This window comes from Bradyrhizobium betae (genome assembly GCF_050632175.1).
Lineage (GTDB): Bacteria > Pseudomonadota > Alphaproteobacteria > Rhizobiales > Xanthobacteraceae > Bradyrhizobium > Bradyrhizobium betae_B.
Window position 1 is genome coordinate 6,350,546 of record NZ_CP192576.1, and the last position, 23,319, is coordinate 6,373,864.

12 protein-coding genes and 3 pseudogenes are annotated in these 23,319 nt (G+C 64.9%); 11 read left to right on the forward strand and 4 right to left on the reverse strand.

The window, feature by feature from the left end:
• Positions 1 to 57 precede the first annotated feature (57 nt).
• Both ACQ86E_RS30600 and ACQ86E_RS30605 read left to right on the forward strand, forming a co-directional pair.
• A complete protein-coding gene (locus ACQ86E_RS30600) occupies positions 58 to 807 on the forward strand; it encodes a glycosyltransferase family 2 protein (RefSeq protein WP_431203131.1) in 750 nt (249 codons plus the stop codon).
• Complete coding sequence (locus ACQ86E_RS30605; RefSeq protein WP_431203132.1) at positions 804 to 1,142, forward strand: lipid-A-disaccharide synthase N-terminal domain-containing protein; 339 nt, start codon at positions 804 to 806, stop codon at positions 1,140 to 1,142. Before ACQ86E_RS30600 ends, ACQ86E_RS30605 begins: the two co-directional genes overlap by 4 nt.
• Before the next feature lie 11 nt (positions 1,143 to 1,153).
• On the opposite strand, the pseudogene ACQ86E_RS30610 reads toward ACQ86E_RS30605, so the two are convergent.
• Together ACQ86E_RS30610 and metC are read right to left on the reverse strand one after the other, a co-directional pair.
• Positions 1,154 to 2,844 (reverse strand): annotated as a pseudogene (locus ACQ86E_RS30610) (Na/Pi cotransporter family protein).
• A gap of 154 nt (positions 2,845 to 2,998) precedes the next feature.
• Positions 2,999 to 4,183 (reverse strand): cystathionine beta-lyase, encoded by a 1,185-nt coding sequence (gene metC, locus ACQ86E_RS30615; protein ID WP_431203133.1) that lies wholly within the window; start codon positions 4,181 to 4,183, stop codon positions 2,999 to 3,001.
• A 393-nt stretch (positions 4,184 to 4,576) separates the two neighbouring features.
• Between metC and ACQ86E_RS30620 the strand changes: the two genes are divergently transcribed.
• The 4 genes from ACQ86E_RS30620 to ACQ86E_RS30635 are packed head-to-tail and all read left to right on the forward strand — an operon-like array spanning position 4,577 to position 9,090.
• On the forward strand, positions 4,577 to 5,593 hold the full coding sequence (locus tag ACQ86E_RS30620; protein WP_431203134.1) for an amino acid ABC transporter substrate-binding protein: 1,017 nt from the start codon (positions 4,577 to 4,579) through the stop codon (positions 5,591 to 5,593).
• Positions 5,594 to 5,618: 25 nt separating this feature from the next.
• Positions 5,619 to 6,824, forward strand: coding sequence for an amino acid ABC transporter permease (locus ACQ86E_RS30625; protein WP_431203135.1), 1,206 nt, complete (start codon positions 5,619 to 5,621; stop codon positions 6,822 to 6,824).
• The gene (locus ACQ86E_RS30630) at positions 6,821 to 8,341 is read left to right on the forward strand and encodes an amino acid ABC transporter permease (protein WP_431203136.1); all 1,521 of its coding nucleotides are present in this window, start codon (positions 6,821 to 6,823) and stop codon (positions 8,339 to 8,341) included. Before ACQ86E_RS30625 ends, ACQ86E_RS30630 begins: the two co-directional genes overlap by 4 nt.
• Positions 8,342 to 8,352: 11 nt before the next feature.
• Positions 8,353 to 9,090, forward strand: coding sequence for an amino acid ABC transporter ATP-binding protein (locus ACQ86E_RS30635; protein WP_431203137.1), 738 nt, complete (start codon positions 8,353 to 8,355; stop codon positions 9,088 to 9,090).
• Between the two features lie 51 nt (positions 9,091 to 9,141).
• Here the strand turns inward: ACQ86E_RS30635 and ACQ86E_RS30640 are convergent, their stop codons facing one another.
• Positions 9,142 to 10,176, reverse strand: a complete 1,035-nt coding sequence (locus ACQ86E_RS30640; RefSeq protein WP_431206607.1) for a cysteine synthase A — start codon at positions 10,174 to 10,176, stop codon at positions 9,142 to 9,144.
• Between the two features lie 726 nt (positions 10,177 to 10,902).
• Here ACQ86E_RS30640 and ACQ86E_RS30645 point away from each other — a divergent pair.
• The 5 genes and pseudogenes from ACQ86E_RS30645 to ACQ86E_RS30665 all read left to right on the forward strand — a co-directional run bounded on the left by ACQ86E_RS30645 (position 10,903) and on the right by ACQ86E_RS30665 (position 20,807).
• Positions 10,903 to 12,354 (forward strand): efflux transporter outer membrane subunit, encoded by a 1,452-nt coding sequence (locus ACQ86E_RS30645; protein ID WP_431203138.1) that lies wholly within the window; start codon positions 10,903 to 10,905, stop codon positions 12,352 to 12,354.
• Complete coding sequence (locus ACQ86E_RS30650; RefSeq protein WP_431203139.1) at positions 12,344 to 13,744, forward strand: efflux RND transporter periplasmic adaptor subunit; 1,401 nt, start codon at positions 12,344 to 12,346, stop codon at positions 13,742 to 13,744. Before ACQ86E_RS30645 ends, ACQ86E_RS30650 begins: the two co-directional genes overlap by 11 nt.
• A 36-nt stretch (positions 13,745 to 13,780) precedes the next feature.
• Positions 13,781 to 16,930, forward strand: a complete 3,150-nt coding sequence (locus ACQ86E_RS30655; protein ID WP_431203140.1) for an efflux RND transporter permease subunit — start codon at positions 13,781 to 13,783, stop codon at positions 16,928 to 16,930.
• Positions 16,930 to 20,033: pseudogene (locus ACQ86E_RS30660) on the forward strand (efflux RND transporter permease subunit). Before ACQ86E_RS30655 ends, ACQ86E_RS30660 begins: the two are co-directional and overlap by 1 nt.
• 37 nt (positions 20,034 to 20,070) lie before the next feature.
• Positions 20,071 to 20,807, forward strand: a pseudogene (locus ACQ86E_RS30665) (tRNA-uridine aminocarboxypropyltransferase).
• Positions 20,808 to 20,811: 4 nt separating this feature from the next.
• Here ACQ86E_RS30665 and ACQ86E_RS30670 read toward each other — a convergent pair.
• Positions 20,812 to 22,995, reverse strand: a complete 2,184-nt coding sequence (locus ACQ86E_RS30670) for a hypothetical protein (RefSeq protein WP_431203141.1) — start codon at positions 22,993 to 22,995, stop codon at positions 20,812 to 20,814.
• Positions 22,996 to 23,319 lie beyond the last annotated feature (324 nt).

Sequence of the window (23,319 nt, forward strand, 5' to 3'; positions counted from 1 at the left end):
CTGCCGGGGCCGCCGGTTCCCTCGGTCGCAGGCCAATTCCAACCACGAGCTTTCGATTTGTCGTCGTCCCAGCCTTCGGTTTCCCAGCCTGCGGTTTCCATCGTCGTTCCCGTCCGCAACGAAGCCGACAACATCGCGCCGCTGATCGAGGAGATCACGACGGCGCTCAATGGCCGCTGGGCCTACGAGATCATCTATGTCAACGACGGCTCGACCGACGCGACCGGCGAGCGGCTGGCTTCGATCATGATGCAGCGGGACAATCTACGTCAGCTCCGTCATGTCCGATCGGGAGGCCAGTCCGCGGCTGTGCGCAGCGGCGTGCGTGCGGCGCGCGGCGCGATCGTGGCAACGCTCGACGGCGACGGCCAGAACAATCCGGCCTTCCTGCCGGACTTGATATCGGCGGTGGAGAAGGGCTCCCATGTCGGTCTTGCCGCAGGACAACGGGTCGGCCGCAAGGATACCGGCTTCAAGAAGTTCCAGTCCCGCGTAGCGAACAAGGTTCGCAACGCGATTCTGCAGGACGGCACGCGCGACACCGGTTGCGGCCTGAAGGCGTTCCGGCGCGATGTGTTCCTGATGATGCCCTATTTCGACGGGCTGCATCGTTTCCTGCCGGCGCTGGTCCGCCGCGAAGGTTTCGAGATCGCCTATGTCGACGTGATCGACCGGCCGCGCCGCTCCGGCGTGTCCAATTACGGCTTCTTCGACCGGCTGTGGATCGGGATCATGGATCTCGCCGGCGTGTGGTGGCTGATCCGCCGCAAGAAGCCGACACCGGACGTGACTGAGGTGAAGGCATGATCATTCAATACGGCCAGGCGCTGAGCAACTATTTCTACGACGTCTTCGTCGCCAAGTTCGATTTCTGGCTCGCGTTCGGGCTCGTCGCGCAGCTGTTCTTCACCGCGCGCTTCCTGGTGCAGTGGATCGCGAGCGAGCGCGCCGGCAACAGCGTGGTGCCGATGGCGTTCTGGTTCTGCTCCATGGGCGGCGGCCTGATGACGCTGGTCTACGGCGTCGTCAAACGCGAGCCCGTCATCATCCTCGGACAGGCGCTCGCGACCATCATCTACATCCGCAACATCATGCTGATCTGGAAGAACCGCGGCAGCGCATCGAAGACGCTCAATCGCTGAGCCCGTTCGAATCAGCGCGGCAGCGCCGACGCCGTGCCGGTTGCGGGCAGGGCGGCCGTCTCCGCCTCAGGCCTGCGATAGGGCTCGCCGGCCGCGTCGAGCACGGGATAGGCGACCGAGCAAATGTGCGAGTGGATGCGGCGGAGGTCACGCAGCACGTCCAGATGCAGCGATGTGGTCTCGAGGGTCTCCGGGCGGCCTTCGCGCAGACGGTCGAGATGACGCTCGACGGCGGCGAGCTCGGTGTTCTTCAGCGCCGTCTTCTCCACCAGCAGCTTGCGGGCCTCGTTGGCGTCGCCCGACATGAAGACGCCGAAGGCGATGCGAAGCGATTCCATCGTGCGCTTGTGGAAGGCCGCTAGCTCCTCGGCGCCCTCGGCCGAGAACTGGAAGCGCCGCTTGATCTTCTTGGTGGCGAGCTCGCTCAAATTCTTGTCGATGATGTCGCCGATATGCTCGAGGTTGATGGCGAAGGAGATGATCTCCATCGCGCGCCGGCCTTCGCCTTCGTCGAGGCTGCCGCGCGTCAGCTTGGTCACATAGAGTTTGATGGCCTCGTCGAGACTGTCGACGACATTGTCCATCTTCGAGACCTGGTCCACCAGCGAGCGGTCGCCGGTCATCATCGCCGCCATCACCTTGCGCAGCATGATTTCGACGAGGTCACCCATGCGCAGCGCCTCGCGGGCGGCGTCGGCGAGCGCCAGCGACGGCGTCTCCAGCGCGCTCTCGTCGAGATAGCGCGGCCGGGCGGGATCGGTCTCCTGCACGCGATCGGGCAGGAAGCGGGTCAGCAGGCGCGACATGGTGTCGAGCAGGCCGATGAAGATGATTGCGGTGCCGACATTGAAGGCGATGTGGAAGGCCGCGATCATTTTGGCAAGATCGGGCTGCCAGGCATGCATGTGCTCGGCGATCACACTCAGGAACGGCAGCACGAGGACGATGCCGACCACGCGGTTGATCAGATTGCCGAGGGGCACGCGATAGCTCGCCGGATCGTCGCGCCTGGCGCCCTCGAACACGGGATTGATGGCGCTGCCGAGATTGGCGCCCAGGACCAGTGCCAGCGCCGCGTCGGGCGTGATGAACTGCGAATAGGCCAGCGACATGATCAGCAGCACGCTGGCGACGCTCGAATGCACCGCCCAGGTGATGAGCGCCGCGATCATGATGCACAGAACGGGATCGCCCGTGATCGCCGACATCACGACGCGGACGCCGGGCGCGTTCTCGGCCGGCGCCAGCGTGTCGAGCAGGATATGCAGAGACAGCAGCATCAAGCCGAGGCCGATGCAGACGCGGCCGATGTCCTTGATCCGCGAGCGCGGTCCCGAGCGGAAGGCGACGAGGCCGAGCACGAACAGCACGGGTGCCATGGCCGCGATGTTGAACGACAGCACCTGCACGATCAGCGTCGTGCCGACATTGGCCCCCAACATGATGGCGAGTGCGGCGGCGACGCTGACCAGCCCCCGGCTGCGAAGGAGCTGGTGAGCAGCGCCGTCGCCGTACTGCTCTGGAGCAGCGCGGTGAGACCGAGGCCGGCCGCGAAGGCACTGAAGCGGTTGCTGAGCGCCTTGCCGAGCAGCCAGCGCAGGTCGGGGCCGAACGCGCGCAGAATCCCGCTGTGGACCATGTGCAGGCCCCACAGCAACAGCGCCACGCCGCCCATCAGATCGAGCAGTACCAACGTTCCCATGCTCCGTGTCCGGATTGGAGTCGATTGGTGAGGCTAGCGCCAAATGCTTGAGGTTCAAACCATTTGTTGGCGCATTGGCGTTAACGTTTGCGCGGGGGCTCGTTCCCGCGGCGCGCGTTGGCGCGTCCGCAGGCGCGTTGCCTTGTGACGAGGCTCACATTGCCGCTTTGAGGGCAGCGAAGCCGCGATCGAGATCGGCCTTGAGATCGTCGACGCTTTCGAGCCCGATGTGCAGACGCAGAGTCGGGCCGCCCGGCGCCCACTTGGTCGCGGTGCGATAGTCGTTGCAGTCGAAGGGGATCGCGAGGCTCTCGAAGCCGCCCCAGGAGAAACCCATGCCGAACAGCTTGAGCGTATTGAGCATGGTGTCAACGGCCGTCTGCGGCGCCGGCTTCAATACGATGCTGAACAGGCCGGAGGCGCCGGTGAAGTCGCGCTTCCAGATCGCGTGGCCCGGATCGGTCTCAAGCGCAGGATGCAGCACGCGCGCGACCTCGGGACGGCTCGCGAGCCAGCGCGCCATGTCGAGACCGGACCGATGATGCTGCGCCAAGCGCACTGACAGCGTACGCAGCCCGCGCAGCGCGAGGAAGACATCGTCGGGGCCGGCGCAGACGCCGAGCAGGCGAATGCCTTCGGCGATCTGCGGCCAGGCCGTCGCATTCGCCGAGATCGTGCCGAACATGATGTCGGAGTGGCCGCCGATATATTTGGTGGCGGCCTGCATGCTGATGTCGACGCCCTGCTCGAGCGAGCGATGGAAGAGCGGCGTCGCCCAGGTGTTGTCGTCGATGACGAGCGCGCCGCGCGCGTGCGCGACTTCGGCGATGGTGCGGATGTCCGGCATCTCGAACGACTGCGAACCCGGCGCCTCGACCAGCACCGCACGGGTGTTCGGCTGGAACAACTTGTCGATGCCGGCGCCGATCAGCGGATCGAAATAGCTGGTCTCGATGCCAAGGCGCGCGAGCATGCCGTTGCAGAAATTGCGCGTGGGGCGATAGATGTTGTCGCAGACCAGCACGTGGTCGCCGGTCTTCAGCACCGAGAGCAGGGTGGTGGAGATCGCCGACAGCCCCGACGGTACGATGCCGACGCCGGCACATTGCGGCCCCTCCAGCGCCATCAGCGTTTCCTGGAACGCCTTGGTGGTGGGGGAGCCGTGGCGGCCATAGGTAAACTCGCCGCGATGGGCATGAAGGTCCTCGGCAGTCGGATAGAGTACGGTCGAGCCGTGGAACACGGGCGGATTGACGAAACCCTTCTGCGCCTTGGTATCGCGGCCGGAGGTGACCAGCCGGGTCTCGGCCTGCTGCTGGGAGGGGTGCGAGGAATCCATGCGTCTGCTTTCAAAACCGCGTTTCCGCGGGGCGCGTGAGGCATCCCGCGGGCCGACCGGAGGCCGCTGCCGTTAATAACAGAACACAGAAGAGTCCCGTCAACCCCTTGACCCGGCACGCCAGTCGTTCTGTGATGCGCAGGTGCTATTCAGTCGCCGCATGTTGAGGGGCAGCAGCGACCTTCGGTCCATCGTCTGACCGGACCTTGCGCCACAGCCATCAGTGCGGGCGCCTGCGGCGGGGGATGAGGTTGCGGCCTCTCGGGATGGGCGAGTGTTCGGCAATGCTTCCAGCATGACTCTTGCAAGGCTAGCCCCGGTGCGGATAGCCCTGGCAGAGACGATCCTGAGACAATGTTCCTACTTGAGACGACTTTGAAAGGCCTTCAGCCCATGAAACGCGTAACCCTGGCTCTCACTCTCGCTCTCGCCGCCGGCCTGACAGCCCAAGCCGCCGATGCCCAAACGCTCAAGACCGTCAAGGACCGGGGCGCTCTGTCCTGCGGCGTCAGCCAAGGCCTGCCGGGCTTCTCATCGCCCGACGACAAGGGCAACTGGACCGGCCTCGACGTCGACGTGTGCCGCGCCATCGCCGCCGCCATCTTCAACGATCCGACCAAGGTCAAGTTCGTGCCGCTGTCCGCCAAGGATCGCTTCACGGCGCTGCAATCCGGCGAAGTCGACGTGCTCTCGCGCAACACCACCTGGACCATCTCGCGCGACACCTCGCTCGGCGCCAACTTCACCGGCGTGACCTATTACGACGGGCAGGGCTTCATGGTGAAGAAGTCGCTCAAGGTGAATTCGGCGCTCGAACTCAACAGCGCCTCGGTCTGCGTGCAGACCGGCACCACCACCGAGCAGAATCTCGCCGACTACTTCAAGGCCAACAACATGAAGTACGAGGTGATTGCGTTCGGCACCAATGACGAAACCGTCAAGGCCTACGAGGCCGGCCGCTGCGACGTCTTCACCACCGACCAGTCGGGCCTGTACGCAAATCGCCTGAAGCTCGCCAATCCCGGCGATCACATGGTGCTTCCGGAGATCATCTCGAAGGAGCCGCTCGGCCCCATGGTCCGTCACGGCGACGACCAGTGGTTCGACATCGTGAAATGGACGCTGTTCGCGATGATCACCACCGAGGAGCTCGGCGTGACCTCGAAGAACGTCGACGAGAAGGCCAAGCTGGAAAATCCCGAGCTGAAGCGCGTGCTCGGCAGCGACGGTAATTTCGGCGAGCAGCTCGGCCTGACCAAGGATTGGGTGGTCCGGATCACCAAGGCGGTCGGCAACTACGGCGAGGTGTTCGATCGCAACGTCGGCGCCGGTTCGCCGCTGGCCATCAGCCGCGGTCTCAACAACCTCTGGAACAAGGGCGGTCTCCAGTACGCGCCGCCGATCCGCTGATCCCGCCTGACCGCTGGCAGCGGCGATGAGCACCGAGGCTCGAAAACCGCCGGCCCAGATCGCGCTGAAGATCAGGCGCATTCTGGGCGGCAAGACTGGCTGGAACGGCGTCGCCGTCCAGCTTGCCTTCGCGGCGGTTTTGGGCTGGATCGGCTATGAGATCGTCTCCAATACCCGCGCCAATCTCGAGAACCAGCACATCGCCGCCGGCTTCGGTTTCTTGCGGAACAATGCCGGCTTCGACGTCAACCAGACCCTGATCTCCTACACCGGCTCGGACACGTTCCTGCGCGTGTTCGTGGTCGGGCTTCTCAACACCCTCGTGGTCTCGGTGGTGGGTATCGTCTTCGCCACATTGATCGGCTTCATCATCGCGCTGTGCCGGCTGTCGCCCAACTGGCTGCTGTCGCGCATCGGCGAGCTCTATGTCGAGGTGATCCGGAACCTGCCGGTGCTGTTCCAGATCCTGTTCTGGTACCTGGCGGTGCTCGCAGCCCTGCCAAATCCGCGGCAGAGCATTTCGTTGTTCGGCATCGCCTTCGTCAGCAACCGCGGCCTCGTCATTCCACGCCCGATCGGCGAGAACGCCTTCGAGGCGTTCCTCGCGGTGCTGGTCCTCGGCATCGTGGCGTCATTGGTTCTGCGCTTCTACGCGCGGCGAGCGTTGTTTCAGCGCGGCCAGATGATCCGGATCTGGCCCTATGTTCTGGGCTTGCTGTTCGGGCTGCCGCTGGCGAGTATCTTGATATTCGGTCTGCCCTTCACCTTCGAGCTGCCGCAGCTCAAAGGCTTCAACTTCGCCGGCGGCTCGCGCATCATCCCCGAGTTCGTGGCGCTGACGCTGGCGCTGTCGACCTATACCGCCGCCTTCATCGCCGAGATCGTGCGCGCGGGCATCCTGTCCGTGCACAGTGGACAGATGGAGGCAGGCTCGTCGCTTGGCCTCAGCCGCGGCACCACGCTCCGGCTGATCGTCGTGCCGCAGGCGATGCGGGTCATCGTCCCGCCGCTGACCAACCAGTATCTCAACCTTACCAAGAATTCCTCCCTGGCGGTGGCGATCGGCTATCCTGATCTCGTCTCGGTCTTCGCCGGCACCTCGCTAAGCCAGACCGGGCAGGCGGTCGAGATCATCGCCATGACGATGGGCGTCTATCTCTTGATCTCGCTGCTCACCAGCGCCCTCATGAGCGTCTACGGTTGGCGCCTCGGCCGGAGTCTCGGCGCATGAGCGATATCACGTCGTCCGCCTACGTCCGTCAGGACCTGCTCACCGAGCGTCCCGCGCCGGTGACGACCACGGGCTTCATTGGTCTCGTGCGCACGCGCCTGTTCAACTCGCCGACCAATATCCTGCTCACGATCGTCGGCGCCTTGCTGCTCTGGTTCACCATCATTCCCGCCGTGAAGTTCCTGATGGTCGATGCGGTGTGGACCGGCAAGGATCGTACCGCGTGCCTGACCGAGAATGCCGGGTTCGCGGTCGGCGCCTGCTGGCCTTACATCCAGGCCAAGCTGCCGCAACTGATCTACGGCTTCTATCCCGAGGCGGAACGCTGGCGGGTCAACCTTACGCTGGCGCTGTCGGTGGTTCTGCTGGTGCCGCTGCTGATTCCGCGTCTGCCGTCGAAGGGGCTCAACGCCGGCCTGTTCTTCTTCGCCTTTCCGGTGGTGGCCTTCTTCCTGCTGCATGGCGGCGGCATCAAGGGCTTTGGCCTGAGCTGGACGGCCGGCCTGCTGCAATTGTTCGACGACAGCATCATCGGCGCCGGGCAGGTGCTGCTCAGCCTCAGCAAGACCTCGGCCATTGCGCCGCTGCTATGGGGCGTCGGCAACCTCATTCTGCCGGTCGGCGTCGCGATCTCCTGGCTGATCTTTCCGCTGGTCTGGCTGCGTGACCAGATCCAGGGCGCCGGCCAGCCGGTCTGGACCGATGTCGCCATCACGACCGTCGTCGTCTCGCTGATCGCCTTCGCGCTCGGCGGTGGCGTTCGCACGGGCTGGCGCGCGCTCGCATCGAGCATCGCCGCCTTCGTCGCCATCGCGGCCGTGATCAAGCTAATGGGGCTCGATCAGGGCGGGCTGCCGATCGTGACGACGAATTTGTGGGGCGGCCTGCTGGTGACGCTGGTGGTCTCCGTAACAGGCATCGTCACCTCGCTGCCGATCGGCATCGCATTGGCGCTCGGCCGCCGTTCCACCATTCCGCTGATCCGGATCTTCTCAATCGCCTTCATCGAGTTCTGGCGCGGCGTGCCGCTGATCACCGTGCTGTTCTTCGCGACCTACATGCTGCCGCTGTTCCTGCCGGGCAATTTCACCGTCGACGGTCTCGTCCGCGCGCTGATCGGCATCGCGCTGTTCACCGGCGCTTATCAGGCCGAGAACGTGCGCGGCGGCCTTGCCGCGATCCCGCGCGGGCAGGGCGAGGCCGCTGCGGCGCTCGGGCTGTCGTGGTGGAAGACGACCTCGCTGATCGTGCTGCCGCAGGCGCTTCGCCACGTCATTCCGAACCTCGTCAACAGCTTCATCTCGCTGTTCAAGGATACCTCGCTGGTGTCGATCGTGGCGCTGTTCGACCTGCTCGGCTCGCTCCGAGCATCGTTCTCGGACCCGAAATGGTCGACGCCGTCCACGGCCTTCACCGGCTTTGCCTTTGCCGGCATCATCTACTTCATCTTCTGCTTTGGCATGTCGCGCTACTCGCTCTTCGTCGAGCATCGCCTCAACGCTCACCGCCGCAACTGATCGAGCTCACCATGTCCGACCCCATCGTCAAGATTTCCGGCCTGAATAAATGGTACGGCGAGTTTCACGTGCTGCGCGACATCGACCTCGATGTCCGCAAGGGCGAGCGCATCGTGATCTGCGGCCCCTCGGGTTCGGGCAAGTCGACCCTGATCCGCTGCATCAACGCGCTGGAGGAGTTCCAGGAGGGCGAGATCCTCGTCGACGGGATCGCGCTCGGACCGAACCTCAAGCACGTCGATGCGGTTCGCCGCGAAGTCGGCATGGTGTTTCAGAGCTTCAACCTGTTCCCGCACCTGACCGTGCTCGACAATTGCACGCTGGCGCCGATCTGGGTGCGCAACATCCCCAAGAAGGAAGCCGAGGCCAACGCGATGAAATTCCTGGAGCGGGTCAAGATCCCGCATCAGGCCAACAAGTTTCCAGGGCAGATGTCCGGCGGCCAGCAGCAGCGCGTCGCGATCGCGCGCGCGCTGACCATGAACCCGAAGGTGATGCTGTTCGACGAGCCGACCTCGGCGCTCGATCCTGAAATGGTCAAGGAAGTGCTCGACACGATGGTCGATCTGGCCGAGGAAGGCATGACCATGCTGGTGGTGACCCACGAGATGGGCTTTGCCCGCGAGGTCGCCAACCGCGTTGTGTTCATGGATGCCGGCCAGATCATCGAGGCCAACACCCCGAACGAATTCTTCGCCGCGCCCCAGCACGCGCGGACAAAGCTGTTCTTGAGCCAGATCCTGCGGTGATCTCGTCGGCTCTCCCAAATCAAATCGACCGGCTGGAAGCTTGCCAGCCTCCTAGACGAACGGCAGCTTGATGTTGCTGCGCTTCTCCAGCCATTCCGGCACGGGCAGGTTCTTTGCGCGCATGAAGTCGGCGTTGAACAGCTTCGACTGATAACGGCTGCCGGAATCGCAGAGGATGGTCACGATCGTCTTGCCGGGCCCGAGCTGTTTTGCCAGCCGCATCGCACCCGCAATGTTGATGCCGGAGGAGCCGCCGAGGCACAGGCCTTCGTGCTGGAGCAGCTCATAGATAACTGTGACGGCATCAGCGTCGGAAATGAGATAGGCATCATCCACCTTGGCGGTTTCGACGATCGCCGTCGCGCGGCCGAGGCCGATGCCCTCCGTGATCGAGCCACCCGGCGTCGCCTTGGCGTCGCCGGTCCTGAAATATTCGTACATGCCCGCGCCATGCGGATCGGCACAGGCGATGCGAATATCCTTGTTCTTCTCTTTCAGGTAGCGGCTGGTGCCGGCGAGCGTGCCGCCGCTGCCGACCGAGCAGACGAAGCCGTCAACCTTGCCGCCGGTCTGCTCCCAGATCTCCGGACCGGTCGACTCGTAATGCGCCTTGGCATTGTCGAGGTTGTTCCACTGGTCGGCGAACAGCACGCCGTTGGGCTCGGTCTTGCGCAGCTCGTCGGCGAGCCGGCGGCCGACATGCTGGTAGTTGTTCGGATTGGAATAGGGGAGTGCGGGCGATTCCAGCAGCTCGGCGCCGCACAGCTTCAGAAAGTCCTTCTTCTCCTGGCTCTGCGTCTCCGGGATCACGATCAGCGTGCGGTAGCCACGGGCGCTCGCCACGACAGCAAGGCCGATGCCGGTATTGCCGGCGGTCGATTCCACCACCAGACCACCCGGCTTGAGCTCGCCGCGCTTCTCGGCCTCCAGGATCATCCATTTGCCGGCGCGGTCCTTGACCGACTGGCCGGGATTCATGAACTCGGCCTTGCCCAGAATGGTGCATCCGGTCAGTTCGGAGGCGCGCTTCAGCTTGATCAGCGGGGTGTTGCCGATGGCTTCGACAACGTCGTTCTTGATGATCATGTCAGGGGAAATCACTGGCAAGGGGTTGATCAGGTTGGCCAGAACCTAGTGCTTGGAAACCAAAAGGGGAAGGCTTTTGCGCTGCGGCGAAACAGGGCCAAGCACCCGCCCTTACAACGATATTCCGGGAGGCGACTGGCGACGACGGTGCGCAGCTACGTGGTGAGGAGGATATGCCTGAGCGCTGCCAGTGGATGGAAGATAACGATCGTCGCGAGTGGTCCGAGGAGCAATCTCCACCCCGGCCGAGCCGAGCTAATGGCGCGCTGACGAGGAGGTTCCTGCCGACGCGACGGATGCGCGCGCGCTGCCGGCAATTGACGACCTCGTGAGAATGGGCCTGCCAGTCTTTGAGACCCGATGAAATCGCTCGGGCTGCTGCCGCTGACGGGTGTGGCGGCAATATCACATGAAATCTTGGTAAGATTGAATGCCACCGCAAACGGCGCAGGAATACGAGAAAGAACTGCGGCACAAGGCTATCTTGTCTTTGTGTGATCCTGGCGCCGACGCGTTCTCATGTGCGTTTCGCAGGTGCGGGACTGTCATGCCGTTCCGCGCCCGGCTAGGATGGATCGCAAGGTTCCGCAGAAAGCATCACCTTTGAACGAGTTGCAGAAGGCCCACCGACTGCCCCGTCGCGAGATCGGTTAATCCGGCTGCGCGGCGGCGGCTTGATCTGCCCGGCGGAGGGTGGATGTGACACAGCGAATTCCGGCGATCGCCATGCGGCGGTCTGTTGGCTCCGCGTCCTGGACGCAGCGTGCGGTGCGCTGGCTTGGCGCGTTGTGCCTTGCCGCCAGCTCGGGCGCCTGCGTGCTGACCCAGGATCTGCCGGATCCCGCGCTGGATGTCCCCGCGCAGTACAAATACGCCGGCAAGGCGGACGCGCCGCCGACGCTGGATTGGTGGCGCGGCTTTCGCTCGTCAGAACTGACGCAACTGATGGAAGAGGCGCAGACCGTCAACCTCGATATCGCCGCCGCCGTCGCGCGCATCGTCCAGGCCGACGCCCAGGCGCGGCAGGCCGGCGCGGCGCTGCTGCCGAGCCTGTCCGGGACGGGGCAGGAGGCCTATTCACGCACCTCCGGCTCTTCCGCATCGGGGCTGACCAACGGCGGCCGTGAGGTCGTCAACTATCAGGCCTCGCTCAGCGCCAGCTATCAGCTCGACTTCTGGGGCCAGAACCGGGATGCGCTGCAGACGGCGGAAGAAACCGCCAATGCCAACCGCTTCGATCGCGACGTCGTCGCGTTGACGACGCTCTCCGCCGTCGCCAACGCCTATTTCCAGGTGCTGGCCTCGCAGGATCGCATCAGGACCTCACAGCGCAACATCGCGAGCGCCCAGCGCATCCTCGACGCCGTCCGCGAACGCCGCAAGGCCGGCACCGGCACCGACCTCGACGTCGCCCAGCAGGAGAGCGTGCTCGCCAACCAGAAGGCGCTGGTGCCTCCGCTGCGCCAGACGCTCGACCAGAACGTCAACGCGCTCGCCGTGCTGGTGTCGCGGCCGCCGGAGAGCGTGCGCGTGCTCGGCGGCTCGCTGAACACGATTGCCGCTCCGCGCGTGACGCCCGGCCTGCCGTCGGAGATCCTGACGCAGCGGCCGGATATCCGCCGGCAGGAGGCGCAGCTTGCGTCTGCGACCGCGAACATCGGCAATGCCCGCGCGCAGTTCTTCCCGACCATCCAGCTCACCGGCAATGGCGGCTATCAGAGCTCGGCACTGGTCTCGCTGTTCCAGCCGCATGCGGCGTTCTTCCAGCTCGTCGGCAGCGCGACGCAGCCGATCTTTGACGGCGGCAGGATCCTCGGCAATTTCGAATTCGCCAAGGCGCGGCAGGACGAGTTGCTGCAGACCTATCGCAAGACCATCATCCAGTCCTTTGCCGATGTCGACAACGCGCTGTTCTCGATCAAGCAGACCACGATCAAGCTGCAATTGCAGCGCGATGTCGTCACCGCCTCGCGGCGCGCCTTCGATCTTGCCGAGCAGCAATTGCGCGCCGGCACAGCCGACATCGTGACCGTGCTCAACACCCAACTGACCCTGTTCTCGGCGGAAGACGCGCTGTCGCAGGCCCAACTCGCACGGCTGCTGGCCATCGTCAGCCTGTATCAGGCGCTCGGCGGCGGCTGGGAGCCGCGCATGGAGAAACCGGTCAATGCTCTTTAAGCCGGATGGCAAGGATGACGCGAAGCAGGGAGGCGCGAAGAGGTCGCGCGGCCGCGGCTTCGTCATGCCCCTGATCACACTCGCGATCCTCGGCGCCCTCGGCTATTACGGCTGGACCGTTTGGCATCAGCAGCCGCAGCAGGCGAACGGCCGCAACCAGCGGCCCGATCTGCCGGTCCCGGTGCTGGCGGCGACGCCGCGCATCCAGGACGTACCTGTCTATCTCGACGGCGTCGGCGCGATCCGCGCGCTCAACACCGTGACCGTGCGCTCGCAGGTCGACGGCAAGCTGATCGCCGTGAAATTCACCGAAGGCCAGGACGTCAAGAAGGGCGATGTGCTCGGCGAGATCGATCCGGCGCTCTATCAGGCGACGTATGACCAGGCCGTCGCCAAGAAGGCCCAGGACGAGGCCCAGCTCGCCAACCAGCGCATCGACCTCACCCGCTACGAGCAGCTTGCGGCATCCAACGCCGGCTCCAAGCAGCAGGCCGACACGCAGCGCGCGCTGGTCGCGCAGACCGAGGCACTGGTCAAGGCCGATCAGGCCTCGATCGACAACGCGGCGGCGACGCTGAGCTACACCAAGATCGTGGCGCCGATCTCGGGCCGCGCCGGCCTGCGCCAGGTCGACCAGGGCAACATCATCCACGCCTCGGACACCACGGGCCTCGTGGTGATCACGCAGTTGCAGCCGATCGCGGTGTGGTTCAGCCTGCCGCAGCAGCAGATCATGCGCGTCAACGCCGCAGCGTCGAAAGGCGCTCTCGCCGTCGATGTGTTCGGCAATGACGGCATCACGGTGATCGACACCGGCAAGCTCACCGGTATCGACAACCAGGTCGACCAGACCACGGGCACGCTCAAGCTCAAGGCCGAGCTCCCCAACGCCAATTACCAGCTCTGGCCCGGCCAGTTCGTCAATGTCCGCCTCAAGGTCGAGACCCTGATGCAGGCGCTGGTGGTGCCGACATCGGCGGTGCAGCGCGGACCGATCGGGACCTTCAGCTATGTCATCGGCGAGGGTGACATCGTCTCGGCCAAGCCCGTGACGGTGACGCAGCAGAACGAGCATGATGCGGTCATCGCCAGCGGCCTGTCGGCGAACGACAGGGTCGTGACCACGGGCTTTGCCAACCTGTCGGATGGCTCCAAGGTGGTCATCGGCCGCGACGACCAGACACCGTCGGCCGATCTCGCGCCACGCAAGCGCAACCGGGCTCCGGATGGCCAGAAGAAGGATGGCCAGGCCAAGGATAGCCAGGCCAAGGATGGTCAGAAGGATGGTGAGTTCCGCGCCAAGCGAAAGAGCAGCGAGGGCGACCAGAAGGGACAGACCGGGCCGGCCCCGGGGCCGGGGGCATCGGGATCTGGAGCCAAGCAGCCATGATCCCGACAACGGCCGCCTGAGCGGCAGGCGAAACTCATGGGCGTCTCCGAACCCTTCATCCGCCGCCCGATCGCGACCTCGCTGCTCGGCATCGCGCTTCTGATCGGCGGCGCGCTCGGCTATTTTTCGTTGCCGGTCTCGGCGTTGCCGCAGGTCGACTTCCCGACCGTGCAGGTGACGACGCAGCTTCCGGGCGCCAGCCCCGACGTGATCGCCTCGCTGATCACCGCGCCACTGGAGCGGCAACTCGGACAGATTCCGTCGCTATCGGCGATGAATTCGACGAGTTCGTTCGGCGTCAGCCAGATCTCGCTCCAGTTCGACCTCAACCGGGACATCGACGGCGCGACCCAGGACGTGCAGGCTGCGATCAATGCGGCCGCCGGCGTGCTGCCGAAGACGCTGCCTTATCCGCCGACCTACGCCAAGGTGAACCCGGCCGACGCGCCGGTGATGACGCTGGCGCTGCGCTCCGACACGATCTCGCTGCGGGCGATGAGCGACATCGCCGATACGCTGCTGGCGCAGCGGCTGAGCCAGATCTCCGGGGTGGGGCGGGTCTCCGTGCTCGGCGGGTTGAAGCCGGCCGTCCGCATCCAGGCCGACCTCGCGCGGCTCGCTGCCTACGGCATCGCCATGGAGGATTTGCGCACCGCGATCGCCAATGCCAACGTTTCCGGGCCGAAGGGCTCGCTCGACGGCGCGCAGCAGGCCTACGTCATCGCCGCCAACGACCAGATCGCCGCCGCGGACGCCTACAAGCCTGTTATCATCGCCTACCGCAATGGCTCGCCGGTGACGATCGCCGACGTCGCCCAGATCGTCGACGGCCTCGAGAACGACCGCACCGGCGGCTGGTACCAGGGCACGCCGGCCGTCATCATCGACATCCAGCGCCAGCCCGGCGCCAACGTCATCGACGTCGTCAGCCAGATCCGCGCCGAGATCCCCAAGGTCCAGCGCGCGATTCCGGCCGGCGTGAACCTCACCATCGTCTCCGATCGCACCGTCACGATCCGCGCCTCGGTCCACGACGTGCAGTTCACGCTGGTCCTTAGTGTCGTGCTGGTGACGCTGGTGGTGCTGCTGTTCCTGCGGTCGCTGCGGGCCACGCTGATCGCGGGTGTGGCGCTGCCGCTGTCGCTGATCACCAGCTTCGGCATCATGTATTTCGCCGGCTTCAGCCTCGACAATCTGTCGCTGATGGCGCTCACGATCGGCACCGGCTTCGTCGTCGACGACGCCATTGTGATGATCGAGAACATCGTCCGCCACATGGAGAATGGCGACAGCGCGATGGAAGCCTCGCTGAAGGGCGCCAGCGAGATCGGCTTCACCGTGATCTCGCTGACGGTGTCGCTGATCGCGGTCTTCATCCCGCTGCTGTTCATGTCGGGCCTCGTCGGCCGCATGTTCCGCGAATTCGCGCTGACGCTGACCATTGCGGTCGTGACCTCGGCCGTGGTCTCGCTGACGCTGACGCCGATGATGTGCTCGCGCCTGCTCAAGCACGCGCATGAGGAGTTCGCGGTGCCGGGATTGGCTGCCGTCAGCCGCTTCATCGACCGCACCGTCGAGTTCTACCACCGCACGCTGTTGTGGGTGCTGGAGCGCCAGCGCGCCACGCTGCTCGTGACCTTCGCCACGCTGGTCGCAACCCTGGTCCTCTACGTCGTCGCGCCGAAGGGCTTCCTGCCGCTCCAGGACACCGCCTCGATCACGGCGGTAACGGAGGCGGGCCCCGACGTATCGTTTGCGGAGATGCAGAAGCGGCAGACCGAAATTGCCGACGCCATCAAGGCCGATCCTGATGTGACCGGCGTGGTCTCGGTGATCGGGGCGGGCTCGGTCAACCCGACCACCAATGTCGGCCGGCTCGTGATGTCGCTGAAGCCGCGCGGCGAGCGGCGCGACGATGTCAGCGCGGTCGTGATCCGGCTGAAGGAGCGGGTATCCGGCATCCCCGGCATGACCGTCTATTTCCAGCCGGTGCAGGACGTGCAGATCTCGACCCAGTCGAGCCGCTCGCAATACCAGTACACGCTGACCGGCACCGATGCGACGCTGGTGTCGGAATGGGCCCGCAAGCTGGTCGCGGAGCTGCGGCGCGATCCGCTATTCCGCGACGTCTCCTCGGAGGCGCAGGAGGGCGGCCTGCGCGCGCAGCTCGATGTCGACCGCACCCGCGCGGGCCAGCTCGGCGTCAGCCTCCAGGCCATCACCGACACGCTGAACGACGCCTTCGCGCAGCGCCAGATCTCGACCATCTACGGCCAGGCCAACCAGTACCGCGTGGTGCTGGAGGCGATGCCGATGTACCAGCGCGATCCCTCGATCCTGTCGAAGCTCTATCTGCCGGGTGGTGCGAGCGCCACCGCCGGCGCGCCGAACGCGCAGGTACCGCTGTCGGCCGTGGCGACGCTGAAGCGCACCACGGCGCCGCTGGCGATCTCGCATCAGGCGCAATTCCCTGCGATCTCGCTCAGCTTCAACCTCGCGCCGGGCGCAGCGCTCGGCGATGCGGTCGAAGCGGTCAAGACCATCGAGACGCGTATCGAGATGCCCAACAGCATCGTCGGCGTCTATTCCGGCGACGCCGCCGAATTCGCCAAGGCGCTCGCGGGACAACCCTGGCTGCTGCTCGCCGCCGTGATCACGATCTACATCGTGCTTGGCGTGCTCTATGAGAGCTACATCCACCCGATCACCATCCTCTCGACGCTGCCCTCGGCCGGTGTCGGCGCCATCCTGGCGCTGATGCTGTGCGGGCAGGACCTCTCGGTGATCGGCCTGATCGGCATCATCCTGCTGATGGGCATCGTCAAGAAGAACGCGATCATGATGATCGACTTCGCGCTCGAGGCCGAGCGGGGCAAGGGCATGTCGCCGCAGGAGGCGATCGTGCAGGCCTGCCTGTTGCGCTTCCGCCCGATCATGATGACCACGCTGGCGGCGCTGTTCGGCGCGCTGCCGCTTGCGATCGAGAGCGGCACCGGCGCCGAGCTGCGCTTCCCGCTCGGCATCTCCATCATCGGCGGCCTGCTGCTGAGCCAGCTGCTCACGCTCTACACCACGCCCGTGATCTACCTCGCGCTCGACCGGATCAACCGCCGCCTCGAACGCGCGCTGCCGCCGGTCGAGCCCGGTGGGCCGCCGGTCGCGGGGGCCACCGAGGGGATGCAGTGATGGCATCGATCTCGGAGCCCTTCATCCGCCGGCCCGTGGCGACCACGTTGCTGTCGATCGGGTTGTTCCTGCTGGGTGCCGTCGCCTACGTGTTCCTGCCCGTCGCCTCAGTCCCGAACGTGGACTTCCCGGCCATTTTCGTTTCCGCGAGCCGCCCCGGAGCCGATCCGTCCGTGATGGCGGCGACGGTGGCCTCACCACTGGAACGGCGGCTCGGCGAGATCGCCGGCATCAACCAGATCACCTCGACCTCGTCGCTGGGAACGACCAACATCCAGCTCCAGTTCGACATCGGTCGCAACATCGACAAGGCCGCCCGCGACGTGCAGGCGGCGATCAATGCAGCGATGGTCGACCTGCCGAGCGACCTGCCGACCCTGCCGCGCTTCCGCAAGGCCAACTCGGCCGGCGCGCCGGTTTTCGTGCTGGCGCTGACCTCCAAGACGCTGTCCGCGAGCGCGATCTACGATGTCGCCGATACCGTGGTGGCTCAGCGCATCTCGCAGGTCCCCGGCGTCGGCAACGTCACGATCAGCGGCGCGGACCAGCCGGCGGTGCGGATCCAGCTCAATCCCGTAGCGCTGTCGAACGCGGGGATCGCCACGGACGACGTGCGCACCGCCATCATCAACGCCAATCCGCTCGGTCCCGTCGGCATCTTCAACGGCGAGCGCCAGAGCGAGACTTTGGCGCTGAACAGGCAGATGCGCACGGCCAAGGAATTCCGGGACATCATCATCAAGAGCGCGAACGGCAGTTTCCTGCGGCTGTCCGACGTCGCCGAGATCGAGGATGGCGTCCGCAATGCCCGTTCGATCGCGTGGTTCAACAAGCAGCCGGCCGTGCTGATCCAGATCACCAAGCAGGGCGATGCCAACGTCATCGACACCGTCGACCGGGTCAAGGCGCTGATTCCCGCGCTGAAGCAATGGATTCCGGCCGGCGTCGACATCTCCACGCTGGTCGATCGCACCAGCACGATCCGCGCCAGCGTGCTGGACATGCAATGGACGCTGCTGGCGACGGCCATCCTGGTGATGGTCGTCGTGTTCGTGTTCCTGCGGCGGGGCACGCCGACGATCGCGGCCGGCATCTCGGTGCCGCTGGCGCTCGCCGGCACCTGCGCCGGCATGTGGGTCGCAGGCTTCTCGATCGACAATCTGTCGCTGATGGCGCTGGCGATCTCGGTGGGCTTCGTGGTCGACGACGCCATCGTCATGATCGAGAACATGTACCGCAATCTCGAGCACGGCATGCGGCCGTTCCAGGCGGCGATCGAGGGCGCCAGGCAGATCGGCTTCACCGTGGTCTCGATCAGCCTGTCGCTGATCGCGGCCTTCACGCCGCTGATCTTCATGGACGGCATCGTCGGCCGGCTGCTGCGCGAGTTTTCGCTGACGCTGACCTTCGCGATCGTGGTGTCGACGCTGGTGTCGCTGACGGTGACGCCGATGATCTGCGCCCATTACATCCGGCAGACCACGTCCAGTACGGCGACGCTGTTCGATCGCATCATCGAGGGCTCGCTGTCGCGCATCGTCGCGTTCTATGCCCGAACCCTGCGCACCGTGCTGGAATTCCCGCTGCTGACGCTGCTGGTGTTCTTCGCCACCATCGGCCTCACGGTGATGCTCTACATCAAGGTTCCCAAGGGCTATTTCCCCACCGACGATTCCGGCTTCGTCATCGGCGCGACGCGGGCTTCGGCGGACATCTCGTTCCAGTCCATGCTCAGCCTGCAGCAGCGGCTCGCCGACATCGTGATGCAGGACCCGGCGGTGGCCGGCATCGGTTCGACGGTCGGCGGCGGAGGCGGACCGGGGGCGCCACCTCGAACCGTGGCACCATGTTCATCAGCCTCAAGCCGCCGGAAGAACGTGACCACGTCTCGACTCAGGTCGTGATCGATCGCCTGCGGCGCGCGCTGTTCCCGGTGCCCGGCATCCGCCTTTTCATGTTTGCCGCCCAGGATGTGCGCGCCGGCGGGCGGCAGAGCGACTCCGATTACCAGTACACGCTGTCCAGCACCGACCTTGGCCTGCTCCAGAAGTGGGCTCCGATCGTGGCCAAGCGCATGGAGAGTGTCGAGGGCATTACCGACGTCTCCAGCGACCGCGACCCCGGCGGACTTCAATTGACGCTCGCGATCGACCGCCAGAAGGCGTCGGCGCTCGGCGTGCGCGTCCAGGACATCGACAACGCGCTGAACAACGCGTTTTCGCAGCGTCAGATCTCGATCATCTACACCCAGCGCAACCAGTACATGACCGTGCTGGAGATCGACCCGAAATTCCAGGTCGATCCCTCCAATCTGGACCGCATCTATGTCGCAGGCGCCGGCAACGTGCAGGTGCCGCTGTCGGCCGTGGTACGCGCGACGCGCGGGCTGGCCGCGCTCGCAGTCTATCACTCGCAGTCGTTTCCCTCGACCACGGTGTCGTTCAACCTGCTGCCGGACGTGCCGCTCCAGACCGCCACCCAGAACGTCCAGCGCGCGGTGGAGGAACTGCACATGCCCGAGGGCATCCGCGGCAGTTTTGACGGCAATGCAGGCGATTTCGCCAAGACCAGCGGCCGCCAGCCGCTGTTGATCCTCGGCGCGCTGGTGGCGATGTATATCGTGCTCGGCGTGCTCTATGAGAGCCTCGCCCATCCGCTCACGATCATCTCGACGCTGCCTTCGGCAGGCCTCGGCGCGCTGCTGGCGTTGCAGATCACCAACACGCCGCTGACGGTGATCGCTTTCGTCGGCATCATCCTCCTGATCGGCATCGTCAAGAAGAACGGCATCATGATGGTCGACTTCGCGCTCGATGCCGAGCGCCAGCGCGGCCTGTCCTCGGCGGAAGCGATCTTCGAGGCCTGCCAGGCCCGCTTCCGCCCGATCCTGATGACGACCATGGCGGCGCTGTTCGCCGGCATCCCGCTGGTGATCGCGACCGGCCCCGGCACGGAGCTGCGCCGTCCGCTCGGCATCACCATCATCGGCGGCCTGTTCGTCTCGCAGATCCTGACGCTGTACACGACGCCGGTGATCTATCTCCTCATCGACCGCCTGCGCCGCCGCTCCCAGCCCCGGCCGCTCGCCGTGCCGGCGGAATAGGTTGTTGAACCGCCGTCCAAAGCGTATAGCGGCGACCATGTCGAACCCCACCGCCGCCGCGCCGGCCGATCCGATCCCCGAATGCCCGCACTGCCAGAAGCCGATGCCGCTGTGCATCTGCGACAGCGTCACTCCGATTGAAAAGAGCCGCCTGGGGCTGCTGATCCTTCAGCATCCGCAGGAGCAGGACAGGGCGCTCGGCACCGCTCAGCTGCTGGCGAAACATTTCCCCAAGGCGACGTTGCGCGTCGGCCTGTCCTGGCCGAGCCTGTCCAAGGCGCTGGCGGAACCGGTCGAGAACGCCTCGCATTGGGCTGTGCTCTATCTGGGCTCGGCGCGTGCCGCCGACCTCGAGGCCGAGGGGAGGTCGTGGCGCTGACCCGCAAGGGCGAGGTCGCGGAGAACCAGCGTGCGCTCCTTGGCAAGCTCGAAGGCGTGGTGCTGCTCGATGGCACCTGGAGCCAGGCCAAGGCGCTGTGGTGGCGCAATCCCTGGATGCTGAAGTGCCAGCGCGTCATCATCAACCCGGCGCACCCGTCGCGCTACGGGCGCCTGCGCAAGGAGCCGCGCAAGGACGGCCTCTCCACCATCGAGGCGGCTGCGACCATCCTGGCCAGCCTCGAGAAGCGCCCCGACATCGCGCAGACGCTCAACGCCAGTTTTGAGCGGATGCTGGCGCGCTACCGCGAGGTCCAGGCCGAGATGCCGGAATTGGCGCCGAAACCGCCGGTGAAGGACCGACGGCGCGGCGTTTGGCGGGGCAAGCGACCCTGACTCTTCAGTCCACGAAATGTCTTTCCCACCACTCTTTGTAGTTCAAGGCTTGGTGCGATGAACTGTACACATGGCGCTCAACGGTCTCGCCGTCGCCTGTGCCTGAGAGCACGATGTGATCGCCATCGAAGCTCTCGAACCTGAAACTCACGGGCTCGGGATAGCTCAGCAGCTGTTCCTCAAGGATACCCGTCGCTACCCGCTCACCTAGTCGCAGCGAGGCGTAGTAGTCGATGTAGTAATGCACGCCCGCGATATTGCGGGCGATGGCGATGTTCGTCGCGAGCTTGTTCAGTTCGCCGATGAGCGTGAGATTGCCCGCGTCCCCTGCAACCACCAGTACGTCGGGGGATGCTCCAATAGCCGGCGGGTGGTAGAAGTGCGCCAGCTTCGGCGGCCTGCCGCCCACGATCTGGCCATTTTCGTCCAGATCAAGCCCCACCTGCTTGAGTGTCATCTTGTTCTGCCACCACTCCGGCTTGGTGAAGTCGGGCGCGATGTAATTCGCCCTCAGCGGATCCCGGACAATCATCGGCCTTGGATCGACGTATGTCTGGAAGACGGTCTTCAAGATGGTCACGCAGGCGCCGGCTACGGTTGCGTGTCCGGCTCCATAGGACGGGTGCATGGGCGATCCTTCCGGGAACGCCTGCGGCAACAGGTGATTGACGGAAGGTCCGGTTGGCTGCGTTACGGAAGTATCCGGGATCAAAGTATCCGCCAACTGCGACGGGATGTTGAGACCAAAGACTCCCGCGCTTTGCAGTGACGCCAATGTTCTCTCGGTATCGGCTCGTGCCGGGCCGAGTTTGCCAGGATCGCTCGCAGCGAGCGACAGCATGGCTGCAAGATATTCCGGCCGGGCGCGTAGCTGCCAGTTGAATTTCTGCCGGCGGACCGCCTTGAGCCCGCGCGAAGCGACTTCGGTCAGCAATGTCTGGAAATGAGGAGGGCCAAAAGTCGCGAAGGAGCCACGCGTGGGGTGGTTTTGGCCGGATGGGAAGCCGACGTCGAAGCGAGCTTCAAATCCTCCAAGCAGCAGATACGCATTCAGATACGCTTGATACAGCGCATCGAAATGGACGTAGGTGGCCATATCGCGAAGCGTGGTTATGAACCGTGGCTGGTCCTCGTAGCGGTCCAGGCCGCGAAAGTCAGCGCCATTCTGTGCATCCAGCCAGGCCGGCCATTCCCGCAGGTAGTTGACCCCGGTTTCGTGCACGCTAAGACGTTGATCGATCCTTTGCGCGCCCCAGGAGATATAACCGTCCTCGATTTCTGCCGGTCGATATCCCATCGTGCCGCTTGCGTCTGTCGTGGGGACACTTAGCGGTGCACGGTTGAATGAGACGCGCGCCGCGGAGGGGAGGGCACGGTCGCGTTTCTCGGGATTCTCGATCAGCAGGAATTGAGAAACGAACGGGCCGACCTTTGCACCTGGGGGCGACCCGCGGAAGAGAGTCTGGCGGGTCAGACTGCTCTGGGACACGCCACCCTGAAGCTCCTTGAGACGCGCTTCGCGACGACGACGGGCTTCCGCACTCAAGCCACTGACGTTACCTGAAAACCAGGGAAGCGCGTTGAGAACGCCAAGTGCGGTCTCGACGTCTGGATGACTGCCGCCGGCTTCAAGCTCGACGACCGGCACGTCGCGCAAGAAAGCCATCACGTAGAGCTCGGCGATTTCGGCCGTCAGCTCGTCTGATCCCAGTTTTGGAAATGAGGAGATAGCGAGTGATGCCGCGTCCGGTCCCTGGACATCGTAGACGTGACCTGCGCGGGGGCTCTCCCAGTTACGCACCCGGACATGGCTTCCGTCCGCAAACTTGTAGTTGAACTTCAACGCGTCTCCAGGGCGTTCCATGAACGAACCCGGACGGTGCGCTTTGTCCGCATCGCGCGGGCCGATCGGCACGTCAAAGGGGAACGAATGGTTGGCATGGCCGGCGTCGTTGATCGCGTTGACGAATGCTTCGAACGCTGCAGGGCTCACCAGACCCGTTTCGCGGTCATGCGGAAGTCCCTTGCTGTAGTTGGTTGGCCATATGCCGTCGTATTTGACCATCTCGCCATTCGTTGGCTGCTGCGGCTGGCCGCGTTCGTGGGCAGCCGAAGCACATGAAATGCGTCGTTCGCGCGCAAGCCGGCGACGCGTTTCGCCGCGTGGATTTGGAAATCGATTCAACATGAACTTGCCTCTCAATGAAAATGCGGGGATTGCCGAGACATCGTCGGAAGTCGCCCGGTCGTGCCAGGCGCAAATGCGGACAGGAGCTGATCAATCTGACCGTAGGGCTTCGACCGTGAGGACAGCGTGAATCGGACGTGAACCTGCGAAGCTCGGCGAGGAGGCAACCGGCTTTCCGCATGTCACCGTCATGCCGCCGAATTCGGATTCTGGCACAGTGCCGCTGGAAAGCGGCGCCTCCTCGGTAAGAGGAGGGCGTCGACTTGTCCCTACGGTTGGTTGCCCCGCGTCGAGCGGGCGGATACAGAGCGGCAGCCAGAACGG